The following is a 22,753-nucleotide window of genomic DNA, read 5'->3' as shown; positions in this document are numbered from 1 at the left end:
GGCCGTCCGTCAGTCCTCGGTCAGGGTCATCAGGATGTCCGCGTACCAGACGCAGTTCAGGCCCAGGGCTTCGTCGAGGACCATGTCGCGCGTTCCCACGTCGAGCCGGGCGGAATGCACGCCCAGCAGCATCCAGGGCAATTCGGCCTGTCGGGGATTGGGATGGGGAATGCGCATGACCACCGGTGCCCCGCTGGTGCCGCGATGGGTCCTGGCATCGGTCAGGAAATACCCCATGCCCTGAAAGCGCAGCCCGAATGACGAGGCGATGATTGCTTGGCGCACCACCGGCATATGGTGCAGCACGTCGTGAAAGCCCAAGGGGAAACCCACCACCAGTAATGCTTCGCCGACCTCCACCTGATCGAAGCGGTCGAGAAGGTGGTCGGGGGTAAACGCTTTGAAAACCATGCCGGGCGGAAGGGCTTCGCGGTTCAGTTCGATTACGGCGACGTCGATAGTCCCTGCCCAATCGCCCCTTTGACGCCAAACTCCGCGACCATCCCGATAGAGCGGAATGGAAAAACCGGTCGATTCGGCAAGGTTGTCGGGATCGATGTGGAGCTCGATCTCGATCCGGTCGGGAGCGTGGCGGTTGGCCTCGTCATAAAGCACATGTCGGCTGGTCACCAGGAACAGCCGGCCGGCCCGCTCGAAAAAGAAGCCGCTGGCGTTGGTCAGGCGGTATTGCCCGTCGAAGGTGATGATCTGGGCGGCGGTGAGGAGAATGGGCTCGATCATGCTCGGTCTCCGACGCCGGGAAGCAGCCGGTCATATTCATCCCTGACCACTCCATAGCACTCGCAGCAGCGCCGTTCGAGTCCGGGGCGGTCGAGAACCGTGATGTGACCCCGGCGGTAGCTGATCAGCCCGGCCTGCTGCAGCCTGCCGGCGGCCTCGGTGACGCCTTCGCGGCGGACGCCCAGCATGTTGGCGATCAATTCCTGGGTCATGACCAACTCGTTGGATTGCAGGCGGTCCAGGCTGAGGAGCAGCCAGCGGCACAATTGCTGATCCAGGGAATGGTGACGATTGCACACGGCGGTCTGGGCCATCTGGGTGATCAGCGCCTGGGTGTAGCGCAGCAGCAGATGTTGGACGGTCCCCGCTCGCTCGAACTCGCGCATCATCAACTCGGCCCTGAGACGCAAGCCAAGGCCGGCGCTCTGGACCACCGCCCAACTGGGGGTGGTCTTGCCGCCCATGAACAGCGAAATGCCGACAATGCCTTCGGACCCGACGACGGCGATCTCCGCCGAGGAGCCGTCCGCCGTCACGTATAGCAGCGAGACGATGGACGTCAGGGGAAAATGGACATGGGACATTTGGCCGCCGGGCTCGTACAGCACCGTTCCCAAGGGCATTTCTACCGGTTCCAGATGGGGGCGCCAGCGCGCCAGTTCCGCTTCCGGCAAGGTCGCCAATAGCCGATTCCGAGCAAGATCCAAAGGAGGGGCGGTCATGACGGCAGGACCTCGCATGGGTGCGCCGGCGTACAGACAGGCGATCCGGCCAGGGTGCACAATTCTACTTAAAGGTATCGCCGCCGTTTCTGCGGCAGGAGCAGTTCCATGAACCCTATCACCTTTTTTGTCGCGGCGACCACCGCAGCGGCCGGAGCGGCCTTCGCCGCCCTAGGCAGTCTCAACCCCGCCATCGCCCTGTGGATCACGGCCGCGATCATCTCGCAATCCCTGAAGATGGCCAACACCTGGGAGAAATTCGTGGTGCTGCGCGCCGGAAGGTTGCAGGGTGTGAAGGGCGCCGGCCTGTTCATGATCATTCCAATCCTGGACAGCGTGGTGGCCATCATCGACGAACGCATCCAGACCACCGCCTTCAATGCCGAACAGGCCCTGACCAAGGACACGGTTCCGGTCAACGTCGATGCCATCATCTTCTGGCACGTCCATGACGCCGAGAAGGCCGCTTTGGCGATCACCAACTTTCAGCAGGCCATCGATCGGGTGGCGCAAACCTCGCTGCGCGAGATGATCGGGTCATCCATGCTGTCGACATTGCTGTCCGACCGCAAGGCCGCCGACCAGCACTTGTGCGAGGAAATTGGACAGAAGACCGCCGAATGGGGCGTCACCGTCACCTCGGTGGAGATTCGCGACGTCGCCATTCCCGAGGCGCTGCAAGATGCCATGTCCCGTCAGGCCCAGGCCGAACGGGAGAAACAGGCCCGCATCATTCTGGGCGCGGCCGAAGCGGAGATCGCCGGCAAGTTCGTCGAGGCCGCCAAGATCTACGCCGATCATCCCGCCGCCCTGCAACTGCGCGCCATGAACATCATCTACGAGACCACCAAGGAGCGCGGCACGACCATTCTGATCCCCAGTTCCATGGTGGACAGTATGAATCCTGCGACGACCCTGCCTCTCGCCATGTCCCTCAAGGCCGAGGAGAAGGCGCGGCCGATGCAGTTCCACGCCTGATCCGCGCGCCTTTCGCGCCGCGGAGCTCACAGGAGACAAAAATGACCGACCTACAGCCGCACGCACCGTTCAATCTGAAGGACTGGATGGTTCCCCCGGTGATCGTTCCGATCGCCCTCTTCCTTCTCATCGCGATCTGGGTCGCCGTCCGACCCTATGTGGGATAAGGAGCAATCATAATGTCCGCCAACACAATGATCTTCCCCGTGAACGGGGGAATCTCCGGAATGAACTGTCTGGCCATATTCCTCAATGGCTCGGGCCTCTCGGGAGATTGGCATTTCGCTCGCGGAAGCCGCTTCGACCAGACATCCGTCGCCATCGACTTCGACCATCCAGAGGACATGGCCCTGGCGAGAAGGCGCTATCAACACCCGCCGCCCCAGGCCATCGCCCTGATCAACGGGCTGTAGAGATCACGAAGGATCGATATCGTGGGACACGGCATTGAGACAGGGGAAGAACTGAAAAAGGGAGTGGTCGGCGTGTTCCGCATTCTGGACAGTTGGAAACTGAGCGCGTCGGAAGTACGGGGGATTCTTGGCTTCCCCTTTGGAACCCAGCTTGCTGAATGGCGGGCGGGTGATCTCTCCAGCATGCCGCTGGATGTGGTGAGCCGCCTTCGTCATATCGGTTCGATCTATAGGCTTCTACTGGGGGCTCCGCTCGAGGGCGGTGCTTGGCTGCGCCGGCCTGTCACCCAGTTCGGCAACCAGACGTCGCTGGAGCGCATGGCCTCTGGCGATATAGTCGACCTGATTGCCGTTCACGATTATCTGAAGGCCCATTATGGCACGGGTAGGTTGAAGGCCTATCGGGTGGCCCGTGGCCGCCAGTGAATGCCATCACCCGATGGAGATATCGCTGTGGAGGAAATCACCCCATTTCAACTCAGCCGCGCTTATGCCGCCGGATGGAGTGCGGGAAGGGCCTATCGGGCGGATGACGAAACCGAACTGAACGTCGTCGCCGACCGGGAGAATCCTTTCGACGGACCGGCTATCCGAGCGCGCTGGACTGAAGGCTTCATGGCGGGAGCCTCGCACGACGTAACGCGCTCCCGTGGACTTGGCCGCAAATATTTCGGCTGAAGCGGGAGAGGAAACATAAAAGTTCTGAGGTATCCGTCAAGAAGTGGAAATGCCATGCAATACGAAATTACCCTAAGTGGCCGTAGTGGGGCGGAAAATGAAGAGAGCGCAAGGGAGCTCGTGCGCCTCCTGGCAGCCTCGCTCAAGCAAGAGAATGTCAGCTATAACCTCGATATCTGGGATACTCAAAAGAACGTCGCGGTGATGTCTATCCACGGGCGGGGAAACCAAACTCCCCAGATTGTGACGCGCTCCACCGACGGCTAAGGCATCGGTTCCCAATAGCCGGCAGATTCCCAGTTCATTGGCAAGAGTGTCCCCGGACTGAAAAATGACCCAGCCGGACGGAGAGTCTCGGCGATTCTTCTGCCGGTGTCCGGTTCCCCAAGAGGAGTATGATGTCAGTTTTCATTGTAGCGCTGTCTTCAAGTCTTCACCTAAGCTCTGTTGACAAAGGGGATTCTCAAGCTCGCCCGGACGTGATTCAACACTGGTCTTTGCGGAGACCGTGGCATGCGTGGCGATCTGATGGACGGGGAATGGGGGCTCATCGGGGAGTTGTTGCCCGCCGAACGGGGGCGCGGTTGCCGCCCTTCCCATGACAATCGGCGCTTCATCAACGGCATGCTTTACGTGCTGCGGGTCTGGTGCCCGTGGCGCGACATGCACGAGCGTTACGGCAAATGGAATTCGGTCTATGTCCGGTTCCGCCGCTGGGCCGAGCAAGGCGTGTGGGACGCCCTGTTGGAAACTCTGGTCGATCTCGGCCTGACCGACGATTGGCAGCACATGATCGACAGCACCATTGTCCGAGGGCACAGCCAAGCCGCTGGCGCAAAAGGGGGACTCATAAGGAAGGTTTTGGTCGAAGCCGCGGCGGCTTTACGAGCAAAATCCACGCCCGCGCGGACGGTCAGGGACGCCCTCTTGGCTTCAAGCTGACCGGCGGCGAAGTCTCGGATTATCAGGCGGTCGAAGACCTGATGGCATTGCCGCCCGCCACCCCGCGCATGCTGCTGGCCGACAAGGGCTATGACGGCGATGCAGTGCGCGAGAACCTGCTTTTCCACGGCATCCTGCCGGTGATCCCGCCAAGGGCCAATCGTTCTCAGCCAATTGCATGCGATTTCCTGCGATACAAAGACCGTAACCGCATCGAACGCATGTTCAACCGCCTCAAGCAGTTCCGCCGCATCGCCACTCGCTACGACAAAACCGCCAAATCCTTCCTCGGCTTCCTGCATCTTGCCGCTGCCAAGCTCTGGCTACCGGCCTTTGTCAACAGGGCCTAGAGCGGCGTGCGTTTAATCTGAAACATACCCGGCTTCCCTGAGGTAGTTCCAGCATTCGTCTGGGGTGTAGAGATCGCAGATATTGCCGACGGCCTTCCAGAGGTCGTCGATGGTGCGCGCGCCGATCCGTCGGAGATGAGCCTTGAGTTTGGCAAAGGCCATCTCGATTGGGTTTAGGTCTGGGCTGTATGGGGGTAGGAACAGGAACCAGGCGCCTCTCTCCTTGAGGATGGCCTTGGCCTTCTCGCTTTTATGGCTGGAGAGGTTGTCGAGGATGACGACGTCGCCCGGCTGGAGCGTCGGGGCCAGTTGGGTCTCGACGTAGACCTCGAAGGTTTGTCGGTTCATGGGGCCGTTTATGATCCAGGGTGCCGTCAGACCGTCACAGCGCAAGGCGGCGATGAAGGTTTGGGTTCCCCAGTGGCCGAATGGCGCGCGGGCCTTGAACCGTTGCCCTCGCGGTGCCCGTCCCCGCAACCGGGTCATCTTGGTGGTGGTGGCGGTCTCGTCGATGAACGCCAGCCGGTGAGGCTCCTGGCACATCCGGGGCTGGCGGTGGCTCAGCCAGGTCCGGCGCTCCGCCACCACATCATCGCGACCGGCTTCGGTGGCCAGCAGCGTTTTTTTTGACGCTGAAGCCTTGCCCGATCAGAAACCGCGAGAGTGACGCCGGGTGGGCCGTGACGCCGCATTCGGCCTTCAGCTTGGCCGCCAGTTCCGGCATCGTGATGTCGCCTTGCGCCTCCACCCAGCCGGTCAGAAGAGCGGCAAAGGCCGCCAGCTTACCACCGCCCGGCGGACGGCCTTGCCGCAAGGGCTCCAACGAACCCGTCGCCGCCATCCGTTGTGCAAGACGGACGCTGGTCGCGGCGCTCACTCCAAAATGCCGAGCCGCCGCTCGCCGCGATTCGCCGTGTTCGATCTTACCGTAAACACGGACCCGAAGATCTGATGATAGCCATTTGCCCATGATCCACCTCCAATGAGGTTGAATCACTTTTTCGCCTACAAGGGAATCCCCTGCGATTCAGATTTCAGGTCCGATGCTCTAAGCTCTGACCATCGTCGATGGGATTTCGGGCCGAAGCCGCACAGATGCCGCACACGCGTCACAACCCGTTGAATGTCCTCATCCTCTCAGCGAATCATAATCCTGGGGTCGGGGGTTCAAGTCCCTCTCCCGCTACCATCGAGACAGTCCTTGCGACTGACATAGGCCTCCCCAGGGCGCAAGCCCTTGGGGAGGCTTAGTGTTTCCAGGATGGCCCACTGGAAGCGCAAGCTGGGCCGATCTCATCGCCGCGGGCGTCACCATTTTTGGTTCTTCGCCGAATTCCGGGATAAGTGCCGCATAGGGGCGGACAACGGCCCCTTCTGACAAACTGGTAGTCGCCAAACCAAACAGACTGCCAGGGGGTACCGTTGTCCGAGGGGGATGCTACGGCATGGCTCGGTGGCTGGGAAGGCTACCGGTTGGAAAAGACCGAGCGCGTCGCGGGCAACAAGCCCGCGGTTTGGGTCACGCTGGCGAGCCTGCCGGGCCTGCCGATGATCTGCGAGGGCTGCGGCGAAGCGGTCGCGCAGGTCCACGAGAGCACCATGCGCACGGTGCGCGACCTGCCCCATCCTGGATGCCGAGACATGGCTGTTGGTGCCGCGCCGTCGGCTTGCCTGTCCGCGCTGCGGCCCCAGGCTGGAGCGGTTGGCCTGGCTGGGCCGGTATTCCCGGTTGACCGCGCGGCTGGCCGAGAGCGTGGCGAAGCTGTGCCAGGTCCTGCCGGTGAAGCGGGGGGCGGTGTTCTTCGGCTTGGCTTGGACGACCGTCACGGCCATCGACAAGAAATATCTGGCGCAGACCCTGGGGCCGGTCGATCTGGCCGGCTTCCGCGAGATCGCCAAGGACGAGGACTGGGTGCGGCTTGATGAATTGCTGGCAGCCAATGAACCCCTGATGACGGCCTACGTGCTGAAGGACGAGCTTAAGGAGCTACTATGGCGCCACACCGACCCCGAAGCCGCCAAACGAGCTTGGCAAGCCTGGAAGGATCGCGCCTTGGCTGCCGCCATCAAGCCCCTCGTCACCTTCGTAAGGCCGTCGCCTTGCTGCGGTCAACCCTCGCGGCTGGTCCTGTGGGCACGATGGAGAAGAGATGGTGGGCGATGTAGGGATTGAACCTACGACCCCACCCGTGTGAAGGGTGTGCTCTCCCGCTGAGCTAATCGCCCATCTCTTCGGCCGGAGGTTTCCCTCCGAAATCCCCGGACGGAGCGGACCGTCGGGGAGGGCCGCTTTATATGGCGCCCTGCCGGACCTGTCAAGCGGGCATTCACGCCGTTTCGCGGTCGATGACGCGAATGGTCTCGGGTGGCTGGTAGCTTTCCAGCAGGGCGAGCAGGGTGTCGGGGTCGTGGTGAACCGCGGTCATCCGGCGGTGGCGGGGCTTGACGAAGCCTTCGTCGGCCATGTGGTCGAGAAAGGCGTGCAGGCGATCGAAATAGCCCGCCACGTCCAGGAAGCCCAGCGGCTTGGCGTGCAGGCCCAACTGGCCCCAGGTCCAGATCTCGAACAGCTCCTCCAGCGTGCCGATGCCGCCGGGCAGGGCGATGAAGGCGTCGGACAGCTCGGCCATGGTGGCCTTGCGCTCGTGCATGCTGGCCACCACCCTGAGTTCCGTCAGCTCGGGGTGGCCCACCTCCCATTTCAGCATGGATTCGGGGATGACGCCGATCACCTTTCCGCCCGCCTCCAGGGCGGCATCGGCCAGGATGCCCATCAGGCCCACGTTGCCGCCGCCATAGACCAGGGTCAGGCCGCGCCCGGCCAGCAGGCGGCCCAGCCGGGCCGCCGCCTCGGCATAGGCCGGGTTGGCGCCGGAATTGGAACCGCAGAAGACGCAGACCCGCTTCATGTCAGCCTCCTTCGGCCAGAATCTTGGCGAAGGCGCGCACCGCCGCCTCGGGGCCTTCCGCGTGGTTCCACACGCCCCCCGACACCGCCAGGAAATCGGCGCCCGCCGCCACCAGGGGGCGGCAGTTCTCCACCGTGATGCCGCCGATGGCGACGCAGGGCACGGTGAACAGGCCGTGCCACCATTCCAGGATCTCGATACCGGCGCGGGTGGGGGCGTCCTTGGTTTCGGTGGGGAAGAAGGCGCCGAACGCCACGTAATCGGCCCCGGCTTCGCCGGCCTCCATGGCCAGATGGCGGGAATCGTGGCAGGTGACGCCGACGATGCCCTCGGGGCCCACCGCCTGGCGGGCCGCCTTGTACGAGGCGTCGCTCTGGCCCACATGGACGCCATCGCACCCCGTTTCGAAGGCCAGGTCGGGACGGTCGTTCAACAGCACCGCCACGCCGCGCCGCTGGGCGGGGGGGCGCAGCACGTCCACCACGCGGGCGATGGCATCGTCGTCCAGGCCCTTCAGGCGGATCTGCAGGCAGGCGACGTCGCCGGCATCCAGGGCGGCCTCCAGGGTCCTGACCCATTCGAAGGGCTTTTCGATGACGGGCGGGGTGATCAGGTAGAGACGGCAGGAATCGGCGGAAATGGCGGGCCTCGCTTGAGCGGCTGGGTTGCGGATGGTCTGGATGCACCATGGCACCGCGCCGATTATGGCGCAACTGCCCTGATCTGCCCCGAAAGAATCACAATTCGTCCCTTATTCCGCCATGGGCGGGAGCGACCTTATTCCTACCGAACGCGCCATGACGGCCGTCGGAAACGAGATAGAGAAAAGGAAGCCTCCCATGCGTGCCACCCGTTTCCTCGCCACCGCCCTCGTCGCCGCCTCGCTGTTCCCCGTGGCGGCCCTGGCCCAGGGCAGCACGTCGACCACCACCACGCCGCCCGCCGCCGCCGCCGCCAAGGTGGAAAAGGGCAAGAGCGACGCCGCCCACGCCAAGAAGGACGCCAAGGACCACGGCAACAAGGCCGCCACCGCCGCCACTCCCGCGACGCCGGCGACTCCCGCCACTCCCGCCACTCCCGCCACTCCGGCGACCGCCAAGTAGTCGTCTTCAAATGACGACGGCCCCCTTCCCGGCGCGAGGAAGGGGGCCGTCGGTGTTTGTGGTTCAGCCCAGCGCGGAGAGCAGGCTGCCGGCATTGCCGGCCAGGCCGCCGCTGGCCGTCGAGCCGCCGCCCAGATAGTCGAGCAGGCTGGAGCCCCGGCCCAGCAGCGAGCCCAGTACCGTCACCTGCGAGGAAATGGCGCCCCTGGTGCCCAGATAGGGCCGGATGGCGTCGTCCATGCCCTTGGCGGCCTGGGCCACCAGCGACTGCACCGCCGCCGGGTCCTTGCCCAGCGCCTGGGCCAGCACGGACTGGTCGATGGACAGCGTGCCGTCCTTTTCCACCGAGATGCCGATATCGGCCAGGGTCGAGACGTCGCCGCCGGTGGAATAGCCGGCCATGGCGGCGTCGCCGATGCGCTTGAACATGCCGGCGGCGAGATTGGCGTTGGCCGCCAGTTCGCCCTTGTCGCCGGTCATCTCGACGATGGCCTGCTGCAGCCCGTTGAAGGATTTCATCATCTTCTGGACGGTGTCGGTCAGCGAGGATTTCGGCACGCTCTGCGATCCGGTTTCGGAGAAGGTGGCCGTGGTGCCGAAGGCCACCGGGACGTCGGTATTGGCCGGCCAGCTGAAATCGGTGCCGTCGATGGTGTAGATGGCGTCCATGGCCTCGGCGGTCATGGTGAGCGGCGAGGTGTCGGGCCGCGACGGATCGAACTCCAGCTCGCTCAGGCCCGACAGGGCGAAGGCCCTGGTCGCGCCGGTGTCCTTGCCGCTGATCTCCAGCTCGAAGCCGCCGCCCGATTCCACCACCCGGGCGGAAAGGCCGATGGCGGCGTCGTTGATGGATTGGGCGATGTCGTTGAGGGAGCCTCCGGCAATGGCGATCTCCACCGGCTCGCCCGTGGCGTTGAAGGCCCCGGTCTCGCTGTCCAGCTCGCCCAGCAGCACCTGGAGGGTGCCGGTGCCCAGCGACACCGAATCGGGATCGCCGAACAGCGAGGATACCAGGGTCTGGGACTGGGCCAGTTGGCTCACCTCCACCTGGACGGAACCGGCGCTTCCCCCTTCGGCGGCATGGGCGGCCACCGACTGCAATTCGCCGTCCACCTGGGCGCCCAGGGTGGCGAGGCGGGTATAGCCCAGCATGGCCTGGCCGCTCTGGGCCGAACCCAGCGACAGGGAATAGGCCTCGTCGCGGCCCAGGCTGAGGGGGCTGGCCGCCGGATTGGCGGAGGTCGCGCTGCCGTCCGCCTTCTGGGTCGGGTTGGCGTACTGCTTCAACAGGCCGGCAAGGGCGGTCGGCAGGGCGGAAACGGCGTTGGTGCTCATGGCCTTGTGCTCCGGGGCGCGGGCGGCGCCCACTGCGAGGTGAATCCTTGCACAATGCTCAAGCAATGGCCGTGCCATTCTATATTATATTGATATTGCTGTGCTTATGTTGCACGGCGAGGTTCTGAAGGCGGCAAAGTTTGCCGATGTGGCTCTGATTGGGTTCAACTCCACCGTCATGGCCGGGACGATGCCCGGCCATGACGGTGAGGCTGGGCGGGGCGATCCGCTCTGTCCTCTTGGTGTCCTTGGTGTCCTTGGTGTCTTGGTGGTTGAAGAGGCTTTTCCGTATCCCCATTCCGGTGGAGCCATCTCAAACCAAGCCTGGGCAAGGCAAGAGACCAGTGCTGGCCGAATTGAACCGGACACCCGTGGCACAAGGCCGTGCATGACGTCTCAGGGAGATGATGTGAGGTGCCGCCAGTGGCGCAGCAGCATGTCCAGCTTGGCCAGCACCAGCTTGGCCTCGGCGATTTCCAGGTCGAGGAAGGCCTCCACCGAGCGTCCCGCCAGCATGGCCCGGCGGGCGCCGGAGACCAGCCGGGCGCCGGCTGCGAGGCGCAGGCCGCTCAAGGAGGCGCCCACCATCACCGGCTGGCCGATATGGCAGGCCAGGGCGGCGAGGCGGCGGTCCCGCTCCCGCGCCTTCGCCGGCAGCAGGGCGGAGACGTCGCGGTTGAGCCAGACGTGGAGCCGGCGCAGATCCTCCATGCCCAGCGGGGCCTTGGCCTTGGGCGGCGTGGCGGTGAAGGTGAGGATGGTGGCCAGCCCGTCCCAGCTTTCCGGCGCGTCCCGTTCGGGGGCGGGGCAGGGCAGCAGCCGCAAGCGGGGCGCGGCCCCGATGGCGGCGCGGATGGAGGCCAGGAAGCGTTCCAGGATGCGGCGCGCCTCGGGCGGCGGCACGGCGTGGAAGGCGGCCATCTCCCACAGCGCCGCCCACCAGCGCATCAACAGGCCGATATTGGCGTCGCCCCCCATGGGCCGGCACCAGGTCTCCCAGGCATCGGGCCAGCAATGGCGCTCGGTATAGGCGTTGTAGCCCTCGGGCAGGGCGGCCTGGCCCAGCAGCACCCGTCCGCCGATGGCGGGCGGCACCAGCAGCGCGCCGGCGAAGGGCGGGCCGGTGAAGAATTTCGAACCGGTGACGATGACCATGAAGCCTTGGCCCAGGTAATGGGCGACGCTTTCCCGGGACAGACGCAGCTGCGAGGCGTCCACCACCACGTCCAGGGAACCGGCGAAGCGCCGCGCCAGATCGATGGTGAAATCGGCACCCGGGGCCACCAGTCCGGTCTTGGAGGTGTCGAGCAGGTGGAGCAGCACCCGGCGGCCCCGCGCCACCTCGCGCTCCACCAGGGCTTGGGCCGCCCGGTTGATCTCGGCCACGGCCAGGGGCGAGCCGGCATCGTCGCGCACCTGCAGGATGGCCAGCTCCACCCGGGCGGCGGTGGCCGCGTCCACGGGAGCGTCCACGGCGACGTGGTGGCCCATGGCGGTGGTGGCGTTGTAATGGCGGCCCGAGGCCGCCTGCAGCACGTTGCTGGCCGTCTCCCTGGGGGCGATCACGATGCTGGTCAGCGGCCTCGGGTCGGCGGCCAGGGCCAGATGCAGGGCGTAGAACTCGGCGTCGGTGCCCGATGGGGTCAGGATGGCCTCGGTGCCCGCCACGGCGCCGCACTGACGGGGAACCTCGCTCCGCACCTCCTCCATGGCGGCGGCGTATTCCTGGTCCAGGCGTCCGACCCGGGCGGCATCGGCCAGACGGCGGCGCAGGCCCTCCACATGGGCGAAGGCGCCGTCCGACACCGAGGTGGCGGTGGTGGACGCGAAGGTGATGGCCCACGGCCGGGGCTTGGGCGAGCAGCCGTAGCGGTTCAGCCCGCTGTCGGGATCGACCCGCAGCCGCTCGTCGCCGCCGGTGGTGAGCAACAGGTCGGTGGGGCCGTCCAGGTCCATGATCAGGACGTCTTGGACTGCTTGATCCGCCGCAGCATGTCCTGGAAGGCCTTGAAGATGCGGCGCATCTGCGGGGCCTTGTAGGGGAAGATGTCGGGCGGGTCCATGGCGTGGACGATCATGGCGGTGTCGGCCTCGAACACCAGCAGGTCGCCGTCCGGCGTTTCGGCGCAGTCCATGGCGAAGTAGTCCAGCCCGATGCGCTCGGCCATGGCGGCGAAGGCGTCGGCGTGGCGGGCGGCGAAGTCCTCGTCGAAGGTGGCGAAGGCGCGGGCCTCCTCGGCGCGCTTTTCGGCGCTTTCACGCATGTCGGCGTTGAGGTAGTGGATCATCCAGTGGCTGGACACCGCCATGTGGCAGACGAAGGGCTTCCCGTCGATCAGGGCGATGCGGTACTTGCGGAACAGGCCGTCCGCTCCCCGGTAATCCACGAAGCTGGACAGGTAATAGGCCTCGGCGGGATGGGCCGCCAGATACAGCGCGATGGTCGAGGGATCGTCCAGCTTGGCCAGCCCCTTGCCCGCATGGGAATCCACCGGCCGGGCGATCACCGGGAAGCTGCCATCGGGCAGCAGGTTGGACAGGGCGACCTCGCCCCGGCCGAGACGCGCCAGCTCTTCCGGATCGGCGCGGGTGGTGGCGGGGATGCGGATGCCGGGCGCTCCGGCCAGCAGGGTGCTGACCCCGTCGCGGGACAGCTGCAGCACCTTGCGCGGATCGTTGAGCACCGGCGGGCAGGGCCACAGGTCGGCGAAGGCGGCGATGCGCTCGAGAATTTCGCGGTTGGCCTCGGACTCGCCGACGATGACCATGGCCATGTCGTGGCCGGGCACCCGTTCCGGCAGGTCGACGCCCGGCACCACGAACAGCAGGTCGAGGCGGATGTCCGAGTCTTCCAGCAGGAACTGGATGGGCACGTTGGACATCAGGTTGCCCGGCGCCGCGAAGGCCAGCAGCCTGATCCCGTCCTCGCCCTCGGCGCCGGTCCGTTCGCGGTAGACCTGATCCTGGACCAGGGCTCGGCCCTGGTAGGTCATGCCCGCCTCTTCATGCCCCAGCAGGAAATGAATGGTGGCGAGATCGAGCAGGGCGGCGGAATCGGTCGGGTCGGCCTCGCTCTGCTTCAGCAGCTGGATGGCCGACGGCACCATGTTCTCGCCATGGAAGGCCATGGTGGTCAGCCGGGCCATGCCCATGGAGCGGGGGGGCCAAGGTCTGTCCTGTCCTGCGGTCACGGGGATTCCTTGGGCTATGGGACGTACCAGACTAGCCTGAAATGGTTAATCATTGCTTCGCTGACACGGCCAGGACCGCATCGACCATGCGGTCGACGTCGTCTTCCCGGGTGCGGTGGTTGACGATGGCGGCGCGGATGGCCAGCGTCCCGTCGATGGTGGTGGTGGAGGGCGCCGCGATGCCGGCCTCCTGCAACGCGGCGACGATGGCCGCCGAATCGGCGCCGGGTCGGTGGAAGCAGACGATGTCGAGCGCCACCGGGGCCAGCAGTTCCAGGGCGGGCTCGGCCTCGACGCGGGCGGCGAGGTGGCGGGCCACCCGGCAGCAGCGGGCCATGGCGGCCCCCAGCGCGTCCATGCCGTGGGCCTTGAGCGTCACCCAGGTCTTCAGCGCCCGGAAGCCCCGCGACAAATCGGGGCCGAAATCGCAGGGCCAGGGCGAGCCGGCGGCCAGCCCCCGCGTCTCGCGCCGCAAATAGGCGGCCGACGAGGCGAAGGCCGCATGGTGCGCCTCGCCGTCCCTGACCAGCAGGTAGCCGGAATCGTAGGGCACCTGCCCCCATTTGTGGAAGTCGAAGGCCAGGGAATCCGAGCGCCCGATGCCGGCCAGCAGCGGGGCCAGCTCGGGCGACATCATGCCCAGCGCCCCGAAGGCGCCGTCCACGTGGAACCACAAGTCCTCCCCGGCGGCGAAATCGGCCAGGGCGTCCAGGTCGTCGACGGCGCCCACATCCACCGTTCCGGCGCTGCCGACCACCATGAACGGCCGCCGCCCGGCGGCCCGGTCGGCCGCCACCGCCTGGCGCAGCGCGACCAGGTCGAGGCGGTGGGCGGCATCGGTGGGCAGCAGGCGCAGGGATTGGGCCCCCATTCCGCTCATCTCGAAGGTCTGGGGAATGGAGCCGTGGGCCGCCCGCGAGGCGTAGGCGGTGAGCCCTTCGGCGCCCGACAGCCCGGTCCGGCGGATGCCGATGCCCAGCGCCTTGGTCCGCGCCACCAGCAGGGCGAGGAAATTGGCCATGGAGGTTCCGGTGACGAACAGGCCGCTGGCGCCTTCGGGATAGCCGAAAAGATGACGCATCCAGCGCAGGATCTGGCGTTCCACCTCCATGGGGGCATGGTCGCGGCCACCCAGATTGGCGTTCAGCCCGCCGGCCAGCATCTCGGCCAGCATGCCTTCCACCGTGCCGGCGCCGTGGACCCAGCCCATGAAGCCGGGATGGACGTTGCCGGGGCCGAAGGGCTCGACCAGGGCGCGGAACTCGGAATCGATGGCGGCGAGGTCCTGGCCGGCCTTGGGCGGCGGGGCGTCGAAGGCGGCCCGCACCTCGACGGGCATGGGGCGCCACACCGGACGCCGGCGCACGTCCCGGATGAAGTCCAGGCTCTCGTCCAGCATGCGGTGGGCCTGGGCGCGCAAGTTCTCCCAATCGGCGGGGTCGAGGCCGGGATCGAGGGCGTCTTCCATGGCCGCCAGGGTGGAATCGGGATGCCCGGCCATCATCAGATGTCCGGCCCGCCCCAGCACCACCGACCGGCCCCGGGGCAGGCGCGCCGCCAGGGCGTGCCCCATATCCGGCGGGGCCATGCGGTCCTGGCCGCCGATGATCACCACGGCGGGGCAGTCGACTTTCGCGGCGGCCTCGTCTCCCCCCTCATAGGCGTCGCAGGCGGCGAGGTCGGCATGCAGCACGCCGGGCGCGGCTTCGGCCAGCAGGGCGGCGGTCTCGGTGATCAGCACCGGCGAGGCGGGGGGCTCCTTGGGGTAGCCCCATTTGGCGATCAGGGCGCCGGCCGCCGGCGGATCGTCGCGGGCCATGTCCAGCAGGGCCGGGTTGACCGGCATGGATGCTGCGGCACCCAGCAGCAACAGGGAACGCACCCGGCCGGGATGGCGGGCGGCGAGATCCAGCGTGGCCAGCGCCCCCATGGAATGGCCGGCCAGGACGGCTCTCTCCACCCCGGCGGCGCTCAGGAACGCCGCCAGCCAGTCGGCCAGGGCGGCGATGGTGGCGAGGGCCGGTCCCTCCGAATTCCCATGCCCGGGCAGGTCGGGCGCCAGCACGCGCCTGCCCCGGGCGGCCAGTCCCTCGGCGATGCCGTTCCAGGCGAGATGGCTGCCGCCGGCGCCATGCACCAGCACCACCACCGGGTCGGAATCCATGCCCGAGGCGACGGCAAAGACGCGCCTGCCCTGCACCGTGATGTCCATCCGCCTCTCCCTCCTGCCAGGGAGCCACTTTAGGAAGGCTGGCGAAAGGCGGCAAGGCCGCTATAGTTTCCGGCCGGAACCAGCGGGAGAAGCGACGTGCGTGCCAGCGACAGCCTGATCGACCATATCTTCAAGACGGTGCGGACCATCGCCGTGGTGGGGTTCAGCAACAATCCGTCGCGGCCCAGCCATTACGTCGCCGCCTGTCTCCAGCAGCATGGCTACCGCGTCGTGCCGGTCAATCCCGGCCTGGACGGGCAGGAATTCCTGGGCGAGACGGTCTATGCGGATCTGAAATCCATCCCCTTTCCGGTGGACATGGTGGACATCTTCCGCAATTCCGAGGCCGCCGGCCCCATCACCGACGAGGCCATCGCCATCGGCGCCAAGGTGGTCTGGATGCAGTTGGACGTGATCAACGAGGACGCGGCCAGGCGCGCCGAGGCTGCGGGACTGGCGGTGGTGATGGACCGCTGCCCCAAGATGGAACTGGGCCGGCGGGGCTAGATATCCGCGGCCGCCATGTTGTCGGTGACGATGCGCGACGGCGGGAAGATGACGGTCACCGTGGTGCCCCGTCCCGGCTCGCTGTCCAGGTCGAGCGTTCCGCCATGGGCGCCGACCAGGGCCTTGGTGAGCGGCAGGCCGAGGCCGCTGCCCTCGTACTTGCGCGACAGCCTTGTGTCGGCCTGGACGAAGGGCTCCATCACCCGCTGCATCTCGTCCGGCGTCATGCCGATACCGGAATCGGTCACGGTGATGGTGAAGCCGGCCGGGGTGACGCGGGCGCCGATGGTGACCTTGCCGCCCTCGTCGGTGAATTTCACCGCGTTGGACCCCAGGTTGAGGATGATCTGGCGCAGCCGCCGTTCGTCGGCCAGCAGCAGCGGCAGCGAGGGGGGAAGGTCCTCGGCGAGGTTGATGCCGGCATTGTCGGCGCGGCGGCCCAGCAGCCGGATGGCGGCGCGGATCATGTCCGGCACGTGCACCGCCGTCTCCAGCAGGTCGGTCATGCCGGCCTCGGCCTTGGACATGTCCAGGATGTCGTTGATCAGTTCCAGCAGATGCTGGCCGCTTTCGTGGATGTCGTCCACGTAGGTGCGGTAGCTGGCCGGCTCCAGGGGGCCGAAGATCTCGTGCTTCATCATCTCGGAAAAGCCGATGATGGCATTGAGCGGCGTACGCAGCTCGTGGCTGATATTGGCCAGGAAGGTGTTCTTGGCCCGGTTCCCGCGTTCTGCCTCCTCCTTGGCGTCGCGCAGCGTCTGCTCGGTGCGCTTCCTGAAGGTGACGTCGGTGAAGCTGAGGATCAGCCCGCCGCCGGGCATGGAGGAGGAGCGCACCTCCATGATGATGCCGTTGGAAGCGAAATGCTCGAACACCATCTCCGGCCGTTCGCGGATGCTTTCCGCCAGATCGGCGGTCAGCTGGGCGCTCTGCTTGCCGGGGGGCGTGTCGTTGGCGGCCAGCAGCGCCATGAACAGCGAGATGTCGATGGTGCCGGGCGTGATCTCGGCCTTGGGCAGGCCCAGCATGCGGATGGCCGATTCGTTCAGGGCGACCAGGGCGTCGTCGGCGGCGAACACCGCCACGCCCTGGGGCATGTTGTCGATGATGGCCTGCAGCCGGTCGGCCTGCTGGCGCAGGCGGCGCTGGCTGTCGATCAGGGCGCGTTCGTTCTTTCTGCGCTCGCTGATGTCGCGGATCACGCCGATGAAGGTCAGCATGTCGCCCTGGTGCATCTCGGCGATGGCCAGTTCCATGGGAAAGCGGGTGCCGTCGCGGCGCAGCCCTTCCACCTCGCGGCCCGCCGAGCCGATCTTGCGGATGCCGGTCTTCAGATAGGCGCGGATATAGCCGTCATGGGCGGCATGGTGGGGATCGGGCATCAGCATGTTGACGTTGCGCCCCACCACCTGCTCGGCCGGCCAGCCGAACAGGCGCTCGGCCGCCGGATTGAAGCTCAAGACCGTGCCGGTCTCGTCGATGGTGACGATGCCGTCCACCACGGTGTCCATCACGCCCTTCAGCCAGGACACGGTGCCTTCCAGGGAAATCTGCGCCTGCTTGCGGGGCGTGATGTCGCGCAGGATGCGCAACTGGCCGCCTTCCTGGGTCGCGTATGCCGTAACGCTGATCCACTGCCCGTCGCGGAACTTGTCCTCGCTGGCGGTGGCGTCGGTCAGGCCGCCACCCGACATCTTGCGGCCCAGCCAGCCCTCGTCCTTGTTCTCCCGCCGGGCCAGCTCGGCCATCAGCTCGCCGAAGCCGGCGCCGGGGACGATCAGATCCCTGATGGGGGCCAGCAGCTGGCGATACCGCTCGTTGCAGGTGATCAGGCGGTTGGCCGAATCAAAAAGGGCGACGCCGTCCCGGCTGTTGCCCAGCGCCTCGACCAGCAGGCGCTGGGCATCCAGCGCCGCCTGCCCATCCGCCGGGGGGCGGGCACGGCGACGGCCGAGGACGAACAGCGTCGCCGCCGCTCCCACGGCCATGCCGGCCAAGGCCGCCTCGACCCCCGCGAACGGCATGCTCCCCTCCTATTCGTCGTAGGAGGCGAGGCAGGTGAAGGGGACGTCCAGTTCCTTGAGCCGCTGCTTGCCGGGCAGGAAGGCCAGGTCGATGATCGAGGCCGCGCCGGTGACGTGGGCGCCGATCTTGCGCAGCAGCTCGACGCCGGCCGCCATGGTGCCGCCGGTGGCCAGCAGATCGTCCAGGATCACCACCCGCTGCCCCTCGGCGATGGCGTCTTCCTGAATCTCGATGGTGTCGGTGCCGTATTCCAGCGCGTAGTCGTGACGGATGGTCTTGCCCGGCAGCTTGCCCTTCTTGCGCAGCATGACGAAGCCGCAGCCCAGCTTCAGCGCCAGCGGGGCCGCCACCAGGAAGCCGCGCGACTCGATGCCGGCCAGCACGTCGGGCTGGAACTTGATGATGTCGCGGGCCAGGCGGCCCATGGCCACCTGCCAGGCGTCGGGATGGGCCAGCAGGGTGGAGATGTCGTAGAACAGGATGCCCGGCTTGGGGAAGTCGGGAACGCCCCTGATATGATCCTTGATGTTCATGACGGCACTCGGTGTTGCGGTTGCGGGATTATGGTAGACCCAGCCTTGATCCGGGTCAAAGTAACAACGGCAGAAGGGTCTTTTCCACCGCTTCCAGCGGAATGGCCTCCATGGCCTCGCCGCCGAAATCCTGGGCGCGCAGGACGGCCGCCCGGCGGGTGTGGGGTGCGAACTTGTCGGCGGCCGTGGGGCCGAACAGCGAGACCAGCGGAATGTCGGCGGCACCCAGCATGTGGCCGGTGCCGCTGTCGTTGGCCACCGCCGCCGCCAGCCGGCGGCCCAGCGCGATGGTGAGCATGGGGGTGAGCTTCGGCGTGTCCTGCAGCGGCAGCAAGGCCTGGGGCAGGGCGGCCCGGATGGTGGCGGCCCAATCCTCGGCCTCGGCGGGGCCCAGCAGGAACACCGGGACCGCGTCCCGCAATCGGCCGGCAAGGGCGATGTAGCGCTCCAGCGGCCAGCACTTCCAGCGTCCGCCCGCACCGGGGGCCAGCCCCACGTAGCGCGGGCCGGGGGGCAGCAGGCGATCGGCCTCGGCCTCGATGGCGGGGTCGCGGGGCAGGGGGAAATCGGCCTGGACCGGATGGCCCGCCGCCGCCTCGACCAGCTGCATCAACTGACGGATCATGGAGGCGGGCCGGGCGGTGTCGGCCGGCTTGCCGTCCGAGACCAGGAAGCCGGCACTGGCCGAGATGAAGCGGCCATGGCGGATGCGCCTGAGGATCAGGGTGGTCAGGCCGCGCCGCTGGGTATCGATGATCAGGTCGAACGACCGGTCGGGCAGGGGGCGGCGGCCCACCAGCTCCATGGGGCGCTCGCCGATGCGGGTGAAGGGCAGGATCTCGTCGATCAGGCCGGTGACCAGGGGGGCCAGGAGGTCCTCGAACACCGTCGGCCCCTTGCCCGACATCCAGGTGACGCGGGCATGGGGGAAGGCGGCGCGCAGGGCGCGGAGGAACGGCAGCTTGATCAGCCCGTCGCCGACGGCGTCCAGGCCGACATAGACCAAGATGGTGTTACACGGAGAGGCTGGCATGTTCCCCTCCCATGTCATCCCGAGCGCAAGCGAGGGATCTCCGCCTGGACTGCCCTTGCCGGGTTGGACCCGCCGGAGCAGGCGGAGATTCCTCCTCCCGATGGTTGTCGGAATGACAAAAAAGGTCAGGCATCGCGGATGAGGGCACGGTTGCCTTCGACGGTGACGCGGCCCTCGGCCAGCAGGCGGAGCGCCTCGGGATAGGCCTTGTGCTCCTGCTCCAGCACGCGGGCGGCCAGCGTATCCTCGTCGTCTTGGGCCAGAACGGGAACCGCCTTCTGCACCAGGATGGGGCCGTCGTCCAGTTCCGGCGTCACCAGATGGACGGTGCAGCCGTGCAGCTTGACCCCCGCCTCGATGGCGCGGCGGTGGGTGTGCAGGCCCTTGAACGAGGGCAGCAAGGCGGGGTGGATGTTGATCATCCTGCCGCGCCAGCCTTCGGCGAAGGGCGTCGACAGCAGGCGCATGAAGCCGGCCAGGCAGACGATCTCGATGCCGGCGGCCCTAAGTGCCTTGTCCATCTCGGCATCGAAGGCCTCGCGGCTCGGGAATCCCTTGTGCGGGATGGTCAGCGTCGGCACTCCGGCCTTTTCGGCGCGCTCCAGGGCGTAGACGCCGGGCACGTTGGAGATCACCAGACCGATCTCGGCCGGGAAGGAGGGATCGGCGCAGGCGTCGAGCAGGGCCTGGAGATTGCTGCCCCGGCCCGAGACCAGGACGCCGACCTTCTTCTTCTTGATGCTCATCATCCTCGATCCTTGACCGTCATCCTGAGCGTCGCGAAGGATCTTTCAGGCTATGGCGCGTGAAAGATCCCTCGGCTTCGCCTCGGGATGACAAGCGGGCGCTAGATCCAATCGCCCTGGTTCAGCACCTGGGACTGGGCCTCGTCACCCTTGCGGGCACGGATGCGACCGATGCGCACCACGGTCTCACCGTGCTCGCCCAGAATACGGGCGGCCTCATCGGCCTTGGCGGCGGAGACCACCACCACCATGCCGATGCCGCAATTGAAGGTGCGGGCCATTTCATGGGCGACCACGCCCCCTTCCTTGGCCAGCCACTTGAACACGGGCGGCAGGGCCCAGGCGGAGCCGTCGATCTCGGCGACCACGGTTTCGGGCAGGACGCGCGGCACGTTCTCGATCAGGCCGCCGCCGGTGATGTGGGCCATGGCCTTGACGGTGCCGGCCCTGATGGCGGCCAGGGTGCTCTTGACGTAGATGCGGGTGGGTTCCAGCAGGGCCTCGCCCAGCTTGCGGCCCGGGGCGAAGGGGGCGTCGCCGTCATAGGACAGGCCGCCCCGCTCGACGATGCGGCGCACCAGGGAATAGCCGTTGGAATGCACGCCCGACGAGGCGAGGCCCAGCAGCACGTCGCCCTCGGCCACGTCTTCCCTGGGCAGCAGGGCGTCGCGCTCGGCGGCGCCAACCGAGAAGCCGGCCAGATCGTAATCGCCGTCGGAATACATGCCGGGCATCTCGGCCGTCTCGCCGCCCACCAGGGCGCAGCCGGCCTGACGGCAGCCCTCGGCGATGCCCGACACGATGGCGGTGCCCGCCTTGACGTCCAGCTTGCCGGTGGCGAAATAGTCGAGGAAGAACAGCGGCTCGGCGCCCTGGACCACCAGGTCGTTGACGCACATGGCCACCAGGTCGATGCCCACGGTGTCGTGCTTGCCCGCCTCGATGGCGACGCGCAGCTTGGTGCCGACGCCGTCGGTGGACGACACCAGGATCGGGTCCTTGAACCCGGCGGCCTTGAGGTCGAACAGCGCGCCGAAGCCGCCGAGGCCGGCGGCGCCCCCCGAGCGGGCGGTGGACTTGGCGAGCGGCTTGATGGCCTCGACCAGGGCTTCACCGGCGTCGATGTCGACGCCCGCGTCGCGGTAGGTCAGACCGGTGCTTTTGTCTTGCGCGGGAATGGGCTTCCTCGTGGGCATGGGTGTGGTATGGTCTCGGCGAAAATCGAGTGGGCCAAAATACTTCATCCCGGACGGTTTGCAATGTCTTCTCGCGGTCTCCGGCTCGTCTGGCTGGTCCTTGCTGTTCTGATGACGGTTCCCGGCGCGGCCCGGGCCGCGGACGCCTTCGCCGTGCGCGGCATCGAGGTGGACGTCACCGCTCAGGCCGTGGCGGCGGCCAAGGAACAGGCCATCGCCGAGGCCGAGAAGGTGGGCTTCAGGCGCCTGCTCGAACGCCTGACCATGCCCGCCGACCACGGCCGCCTGCCCCATGCCGACGCGCTGCAATACGTGCGCGACGTGGCCATCGAGCACGAGCGGTCCTCGGCGGTGCGCTACATCGCCTCGCTCACGGTCCGCTACAATCCGCAGGCGGTGAAGAAGCTGCTGCGCGAGTCCGGCATCAAGTACGCCGAGCCGCGCCCCCGTCCGGTGGTGATCGTGCCGGTGTTCCGCCCCATCGGCGCCGGCCGCGCCCTGCTGTGGGACGATCCCAATCCGTGGCGGGCGGCATGGCTGGCCCAAGGCAGCGGCGGGCTGGTGCCGCTGGCGGTGCCCACCGGCGACATCACCGACGTCCAGTCGGTTCCGGTGGAGAAGGCGCTGGCCGGCGATTCCGAGGCGTTGGGCGGTCTCGGCGCCCGTTTCCGCACGCCCGACGTGCTGGTGATGACCGCCATGGTCAACGGCGCCACCAATGCCGTCGAGGTGACCGCCACCGGCATGCCCGGGGTGGCCAAGCCCTTCGACACCCGATCCTACCCCATCGGCGAGTCCGGTCTGGAGGCGGCGCTGCGCCATGCCGCCGCCGAAGCCGCCCAGATTCTGGACAGCGCCTACAAGCAATCGAATCTGCTGTCCTTCGACCGGGCGGCGTCCATGGCGGTGATGGCGCCGCTCAGGGGGCTGGAGGACTGGCTGGCGGTGCGCGAAAGGCTGGGCCGGGTCACCCTGGTGCGCCGCTGGGAAGTCGTCTCGCTGTCGCGGGAGGAGGCGGCCCTGACGCTGCACACGGTGGGCGAGCCCGAACAGGTGAAGTCCACCCTGGCCGCCGCCGGGCTGCTTCTCGATTGGAACGACGGCTTCTGGGTGATGCGGCTCAGGGGGGTGCCATGAGC

General features: G+C 67.0%; 24 protein-coding genes, 1 tRNA gene and 1 pseudogene. 11 read left to right on the top strand and 15 right to left on the bottom strand.

Translation table 11 applies throughout. The features are described 5' to 3' along the window. Positions 1-9: 9 nt before the first annotated feature. The gene (locus tag ACV4UZ_RS13030) at positions 10-741 is read right to left on the bottom strand and encodes a S1 family peptidase (protein ID WP_491601243.1); all 732 of its coding nucleotides are present in this window, start codon (positions 739-741) and stop codon (positions 10-12) included. Next, entirely contained in the window at positions 738-1,424 is a 687-nt protein-coding gene (locus ACV4UZ_RS13025) for a Crp/Fnr family transcriptional regulator (RefSeq protein ID WP_491601242.1), read from the bottom strand. Before ACV4UZ_RS13025 ends, ACV4UZ_RS13030 begins: the two co-directional genes overlap by 4 nt. A 147-nt stretch (positions 1,425-1,571) precedes the next feature. Here ACV4UZ_RS13025 and ACV4UZ_RS13020 point away from each other — a divergent pair, with 147 nt between their 5' ends. The 7 genes and pseudogenes from ACV4UZ_RS13020 to ACV4UZ_RS12990 all read left to right on the top strand — a co-directional run. Next, positions 1,572-2,441: a slipin family protein gene (locus ACV4UZ_RS13020; RefSeq protein WP_491601241.1), complete on the top strand. Its 870-nt coding sequence runs from the start codon at positions 1,572-1,574 to the stop codon at positions 2,439-2,441. A gap of 41 nt (positions 2,442-2,482) precedes the next feature. After that, entirely contained in the window at positions 2,483-2,608 is a 126-nt protein-coding gene (locus ACV4UZ_RS13015) for a hypothetical protein (protein WP_491601240.1), read from the top strand. Between the two features lie 60 nt (positions 2,609-2,668). Further along, positions 2,669-2,854 (top strand): hypothetical protein, encoded by a 186-nt coding sequence (locus tag ACV4UZ_RS13010; RefSeq protein WP_491601239.1) that lies wholly within the window; start codon positions 2,669-2,671, stop codon positions 2,852-2,854. Between the two features lie 21 nt (positions 2,855-2,875). Beyond that, positions 2,876-3,280 (top strand): antitoxin Xre/MbcA/ParS toxin-binding domain-containing protein, encoded by a 405-nt coding sequence (locus ACV4UZ_RS13005; RefSeq protein ID WP_491601238.1) that lies wholly within the window; start codon positions 2,876-2,878, stop codon positions 3,278-3,280. A 27-nt stretch (positions 3,281-3,307) separates the two neighbouring features. Next, positions 3,308-3,532 (top strand): hypothetical protein, encoded by a 225-nt coding sequence (locus tag ACV4UZ_RS13000; RefSeq protein ID WP_491601237.1) that lies wholly within the window; start codon positions 3,308-3,310, stop codon positions 3,530-3,532. Positions 3,533-3,586: 54 nt separating this feature from the next. Continuing rightward, a complete protein-coding gene (locus ACV4UZ_RS12995) occupies positions 3,587-3,799 on the top strand; it encodes a hypothetical protein (protein WP_491601236.1) in 213 nt (70 codons plus the stop codon). 270 nt (positions 3,800-4,069) lie between these two features. Continuing rightward, positions 4,070-4,824 (top strand): annotated as a pseudogene (locus ACV4UZ_RS12990) (IS5 family transposase); the annotation flags it as partial. Positions 4,825-4,836: 12 nt separating this feature from the next. On the opposite strand, the gene ACV4UZ_RS12985 reads toward ACV4UZ_RS12990, so the two are convergent. Then, positions 4,837-5,794, bottom strand: a protein-coding gene (locus tag ACV4UZ_RS12985; RefSeq protein WP_491599710.1) for an IS630 family transposase whose coding sequence is annotated in 2 segments (ribosomal slippage) — positions 4,837-5,464 and positions 5,463-5,794 — 960 coding nt in all. Because the reading frame shifts where the segments join, the coding sequence is not laid out codon by codon here. A 732-nt stretch (positions 5,795-6,526) separates the two neighbouring features. On the opposite strand from ACV4UZ_RS12985, the gene ACV4UZ_RS12980 reads away from it, so the two are divergent. Beyond that, on the top strand, positions 6,527-6,997 hold the full coding sequence (locus tag ACV4UZ_RS12980; protein ID WP_491601235.1) for a transposase family protein: 471 nt from the start codon (positions 6,527-6,529) through the stop codon (positions 6,995-6,997). Here the strand turns inward: ACV4UZ_RS12980 and ACV4UZ_RS12975 are convergent. The 3 genes from ACV4UZ_RS12975 to thiE all read right to left on the bottom strand — a co-directional run bounded on the left by ACV4UZ_RS12975 (position 6,976) and on the right by thiE (position 8,373). Beyond that, positions 6,976-7,050 (bottom strand) — tRNA-Val (locus ACV4UZ_RS12975). The genes ACV4UZ_RS12980 and ACV4UZ_RS12975 overlap by 22 nt on opposite strands. A gap of 101 nt (positions 7,051-7,151) precedes the next feature. Next, positions 7,152-7,733, bottom strand: coding sequence for an LOG family protein (locus ACV4UZ_RS12970; protein WP_491601234.1), 582 nt, complete (start codon positions 7,731-7,733; stop codon positions 7,152-7,154). 1 nt (position 7,734) lies between these two features. Further along, a complete protein-coding gene (thiE, locus tag ACV4UZ_RS12965) occupies positions 7,735-8,373 on the bottom strand; it encodes a thiamine phosphate synthase (RefSeq protein WP_491601335.1) in 639 nt (212 codons plus the stop codon). Positions 8,374-8,572: 199 nt separating this feature from the next. Here thiE and ACV4UZ_RS12960 point away from each other — a divergent pair, with 199 nt between their 5' ends. Continuing rightward, entirely contained in the window at positions 8,573-8,836 is a 264-nt protein-coding gene (locus tag ACV4UZ_RS12960) for a hypothetical protein (RefSeq protein ID WP_491601233.1), read from the top strand. Between the two features lie 63 nt (positions 8,837-8,899). On the opposite strand, the gene fliD is transcribed toward ACV4UZ_RS12960, so the two are convergent. The 4 genes from fliD to ACV4UZ_RS12940 form a co-directional block, all read right to left on the bottom strand. Next, complete coding sequence (gene fliD / locus ACV4UZ_RS12955) at positions 8,900-10,171, bottom strand: flagellar filament capping protein FliD (RefSeq protein WP_491601232.1); 1,272 nt, start codon at positions 10,169-10,171, stop codon at positions 8,900-8,902. Between the two features lie 396 nt (positions 10,172-10,567). After that, positions 10,568-12,127 carry a hypothetical protein gene (locus tag ACV4UZ_RS12950; protein WP_491601231.1) on the bottom strand — a complete coding sequence of 520 codons (1,560 nt, stop codon included), beginning with the start codon at positions 12,125-12,127 and terminating at the stop codon, positions 10,568-10,570. Between the two features lie 2 nt (positions 12,128-12,129). Then, positions 12,130-13,362 (bottom strand): ATP-grasp domain-containing protein, encoded by a 1,233-nt coding sequence (locus ACV4UZ_RS12945; protein ID WP_491601230.1) that lies wholly within the window; start codon positions 13,360-13,362, stop codon positions 12,130-12,132. 49 nt (positions 13,363-13,411) lie between these two features. Further along, positions 13,412-15,574 (bottom strand): alpha/beta fold hydrolase, encoded by a 2,163-nt coding sequence (locus ACV4UZ_RS12940; RefSeq protein WP_491601229.1) that lies wholly within the window; start codon positions 15,572-15,574, stop codon positions 13,412-13,414. 96 nt (positions 15,575-15,670) lie between these two features. On the opposite strand from ACV4UZ_RS12940, the gene ACV4UZ_RS12935 reads away from it, so the two are divergent. Further along, a complete protein-coding gene (locus ACV4UZ_RS12935) occupies positions 15,671-16,081 on the top strand; it encodes a CoA-binding protein (RefSeq protein ID WP_491601228.1) in 411 nt (136 codons plus the stop codon). On the opposite strand, the gene ACV4UZ_RS12930 is transcribed toward ACV4UZ_RS12935, so the two are convergent. The 5 genes from ACV4UZ_RS12930 to purM all read right to left on the bottom strand — a co-directional run bounded on the left by ACV4UZ_RS12930 (position 16,078) and on the right by purM (position 21,614). Then, positions 16,078-18,105, bottom strand: coding sequence for a sensor histidine kinase (locus ACV4UZ_RS12930; RefSeq protein ID WP_491601227.1), 2,028 nt, complete (start codon positions 18,103-18,105; stop codon positions 16,078-16,080). The two genes, ACV4UZ_RS12935 and ACV4UZ_RS12930, sit on opposite strands and share 4 nt — an antisense overlap. 9 nt (positions 18,106-18,114) lie before the next feature. Beyond that, on the bottom strand, positions 18,115-18,639 hold the full coding sequence (locus ACV4UZ_RS12925) for an adenine phosphoribosyltransferase (protein ID WP_491601226.1): 525 nt from the start codon (positions 18,637-18,639) through the stop codon (positions 18,115-18,117). A 55-nt stretch (positions 18,640-18,694) separates the two neighbouring features. Beyond that, positions 18,695-19,672, bottom strand: coding sequence for a glycosyltransferase family 9 protein (locus ACV4UZ_RS12920; RefSeq protein WP_491601225.1), 978 nt, complete (start codon positions 19,670-19,672; stop codon positions 18,695-18,697). A gap of 125 nt (positions 19,673-19,797) precedes the next feature. After that, entirely contained in the window at positions 19,798-20,418 is a 621-nt protein-coding gene (purN, locus tag ACV4UZ_RS12915) for a phosphoribosylglycinamide formyltransferase (protein WP_491601224.1), read from the bottom strand. 101 nt (positions 20,419-20,519) lie between these two features. After that, positions 20,520-21,614: a phosphoribosylformylglycinamidine cyclo-ligase gene (gene purM, locus ACV4UZ_RS12910; RefSeq protein WP_491601223.1), complete on the bottom strand. Its 1,095-nt coding sequence runs from the start codon at positions 21,612-21,614 to the stop codon at positions 20,520-20,522. A 111-nt stretch (positions 21,615-21,725) separates the two neighbouring features. On the opposite strand from purM, the gene ACV4UZ_RS12905 reads away from it, so the two are divergent. Beyond that, a complete protein-coding gene (locus ACV4UZ_RS12905; RefSeq protein ID WP_491601222.1) occupies positions 21,726-22,751 on the top strand; it encodes a DUF2066 domain-containing protein in 1,026 nt (341 codons plus the stop codon). Positions 22,752-22,753 lie beyond the last annotated feature (2 nt).

The sequence above is a fragment of the Paramagnetospirillum sp. genome (genome assembly GCF_058402745.1).
The sequence above is the reverse complement of the archived record's forward strand: the minus strand, read 5'-3'. Positions and strand labels throughout refer to the sequence as shown.

What these genes read in the sequence shown, in the direction of transcription:
- ACV4UZ_RS13030 (WP_491601243.1), bottom strand. Translation starts at nt 741, where the DNA reads ATGATCGAGCCCATTCTCCTCACCGCCGCCCAGATCATCACCTTCGAC.
- ACV4UZ_RS13020 (WP_491601241.1), top strand. Translation starts at nt 1,572, where the DNA reads ATGAACCCTATCACCTTTTTTGTCGCGGCGACCACCGCAGCGGCCGGA.
- ACV4UZ_RS13015 (WP_491601240.1), top strand. Translation starts at nt 2,483, where the DNA reads ATGACCGACCTACAGCCGCACGCACCGTTCAATCTGAAGGACTGGATG.
- ACV4UZ_RS13010 (WP_491601239.1), top strand. Translation starts at nt 2,669, where the DNA reads ATGAACTGTCTGGCCATATTCCTCAATGGCTCGGGCCTCTCGGGAGAT.
- ACV4UZ_RS12995 (WP_491601236.1), top strand. Translation starts at nt 3,587, where the DNA reads ATGCAATACGAAATTACCCTAAGTGGCCGTAGTGGGGCGGAAAATGAA.
- ACV4UZ_RS12970 (WP_491601234.1), bottom strand. Translation starts at nt 7,733, where the DNA reads ATGAAGCGGGTCTGCGTCTTCTGCGGTTCCAATTCCGGCGCCAACCCG.
- ACV4UZ_RS12960 (WP_491601233.1), top strand. Translation starts at nt 8,573, where the DNA reads ATGCGTGCCACCCGTTTCCTCGCCACCGCCCTCGTCGCCGCCTCGCTG.
- fliD (WP_491601232.1), bottom strand. Translation starts at nt 10,171, where the DNA reads ATGAGCACCAACGCCGTTTCCGCCCTGCCGACCGCCCTTGCCGGCCTG.
- ACV4UZ_RS12950 (WP_491601231.1), bottom strand. Translation starts at nt 12,127, where the DNA reads ATGGACCTGGACGGCCCCACCGACCTGTTGCTCACCACCGGCGGCGAC.
- ACV4UZ_RS12940 (WP_491601229.1), bottom strand. Translation starts at nt 15,574, where the DNA reads ATGGACATCACGGTGCAGGGCAGGCGCGTCTTTGCCGTCGCCTCGGGC.
- ACV4UZ_RS12930 (WP_491601227.1), bottom strand. Translation starts at nt 18,105, where the DNA reads ATGCCGTTCGCGGGGGTCGAGGCGGCCTTGGCCGGCATGGCCGTGGGA.
- ACV4UZ_RS12925 (WP_491601226.1), bottom strand. Translation starts at nt 18,639, where the DNA reads ATGAACATCAAGGATCATATCAGGGGCGTTCCCGACTTCCCCAAGCCG.
- ACV4UZ_RS12920 (WP_491601225.1), bottom strand. Translation starts at nt 19,672, where the DNA reads ATGCCAGCCTCTCCGTGTAACACCATCTTGGTCTATGTCGGCCTGGAC.
- purN (WP_491601224.1), bottom strand. Translation starts at nt 20,418, where the DNA reads ATGAGCATCAAGAAGAAGAAGGTCGGCGTCCTGGTCTCGGGCCGGGGC.
- purM (WP_491601223.1), bottom strand. Translation starts at nt 21,614, where the DNA reads ATGCCCACGAGGAAGCCCATTCCCGCGCAAGACAAAAGCACCGGTCTG.
- ACV4UZ_RS12905 (WP_491601222.1), top strand. Translation starts at nt 21,726, where the DNA reads ATGACGGTTCCCGGCGCGGCCCGGGCCGCGGACGCCTTCGCCGTGCGC.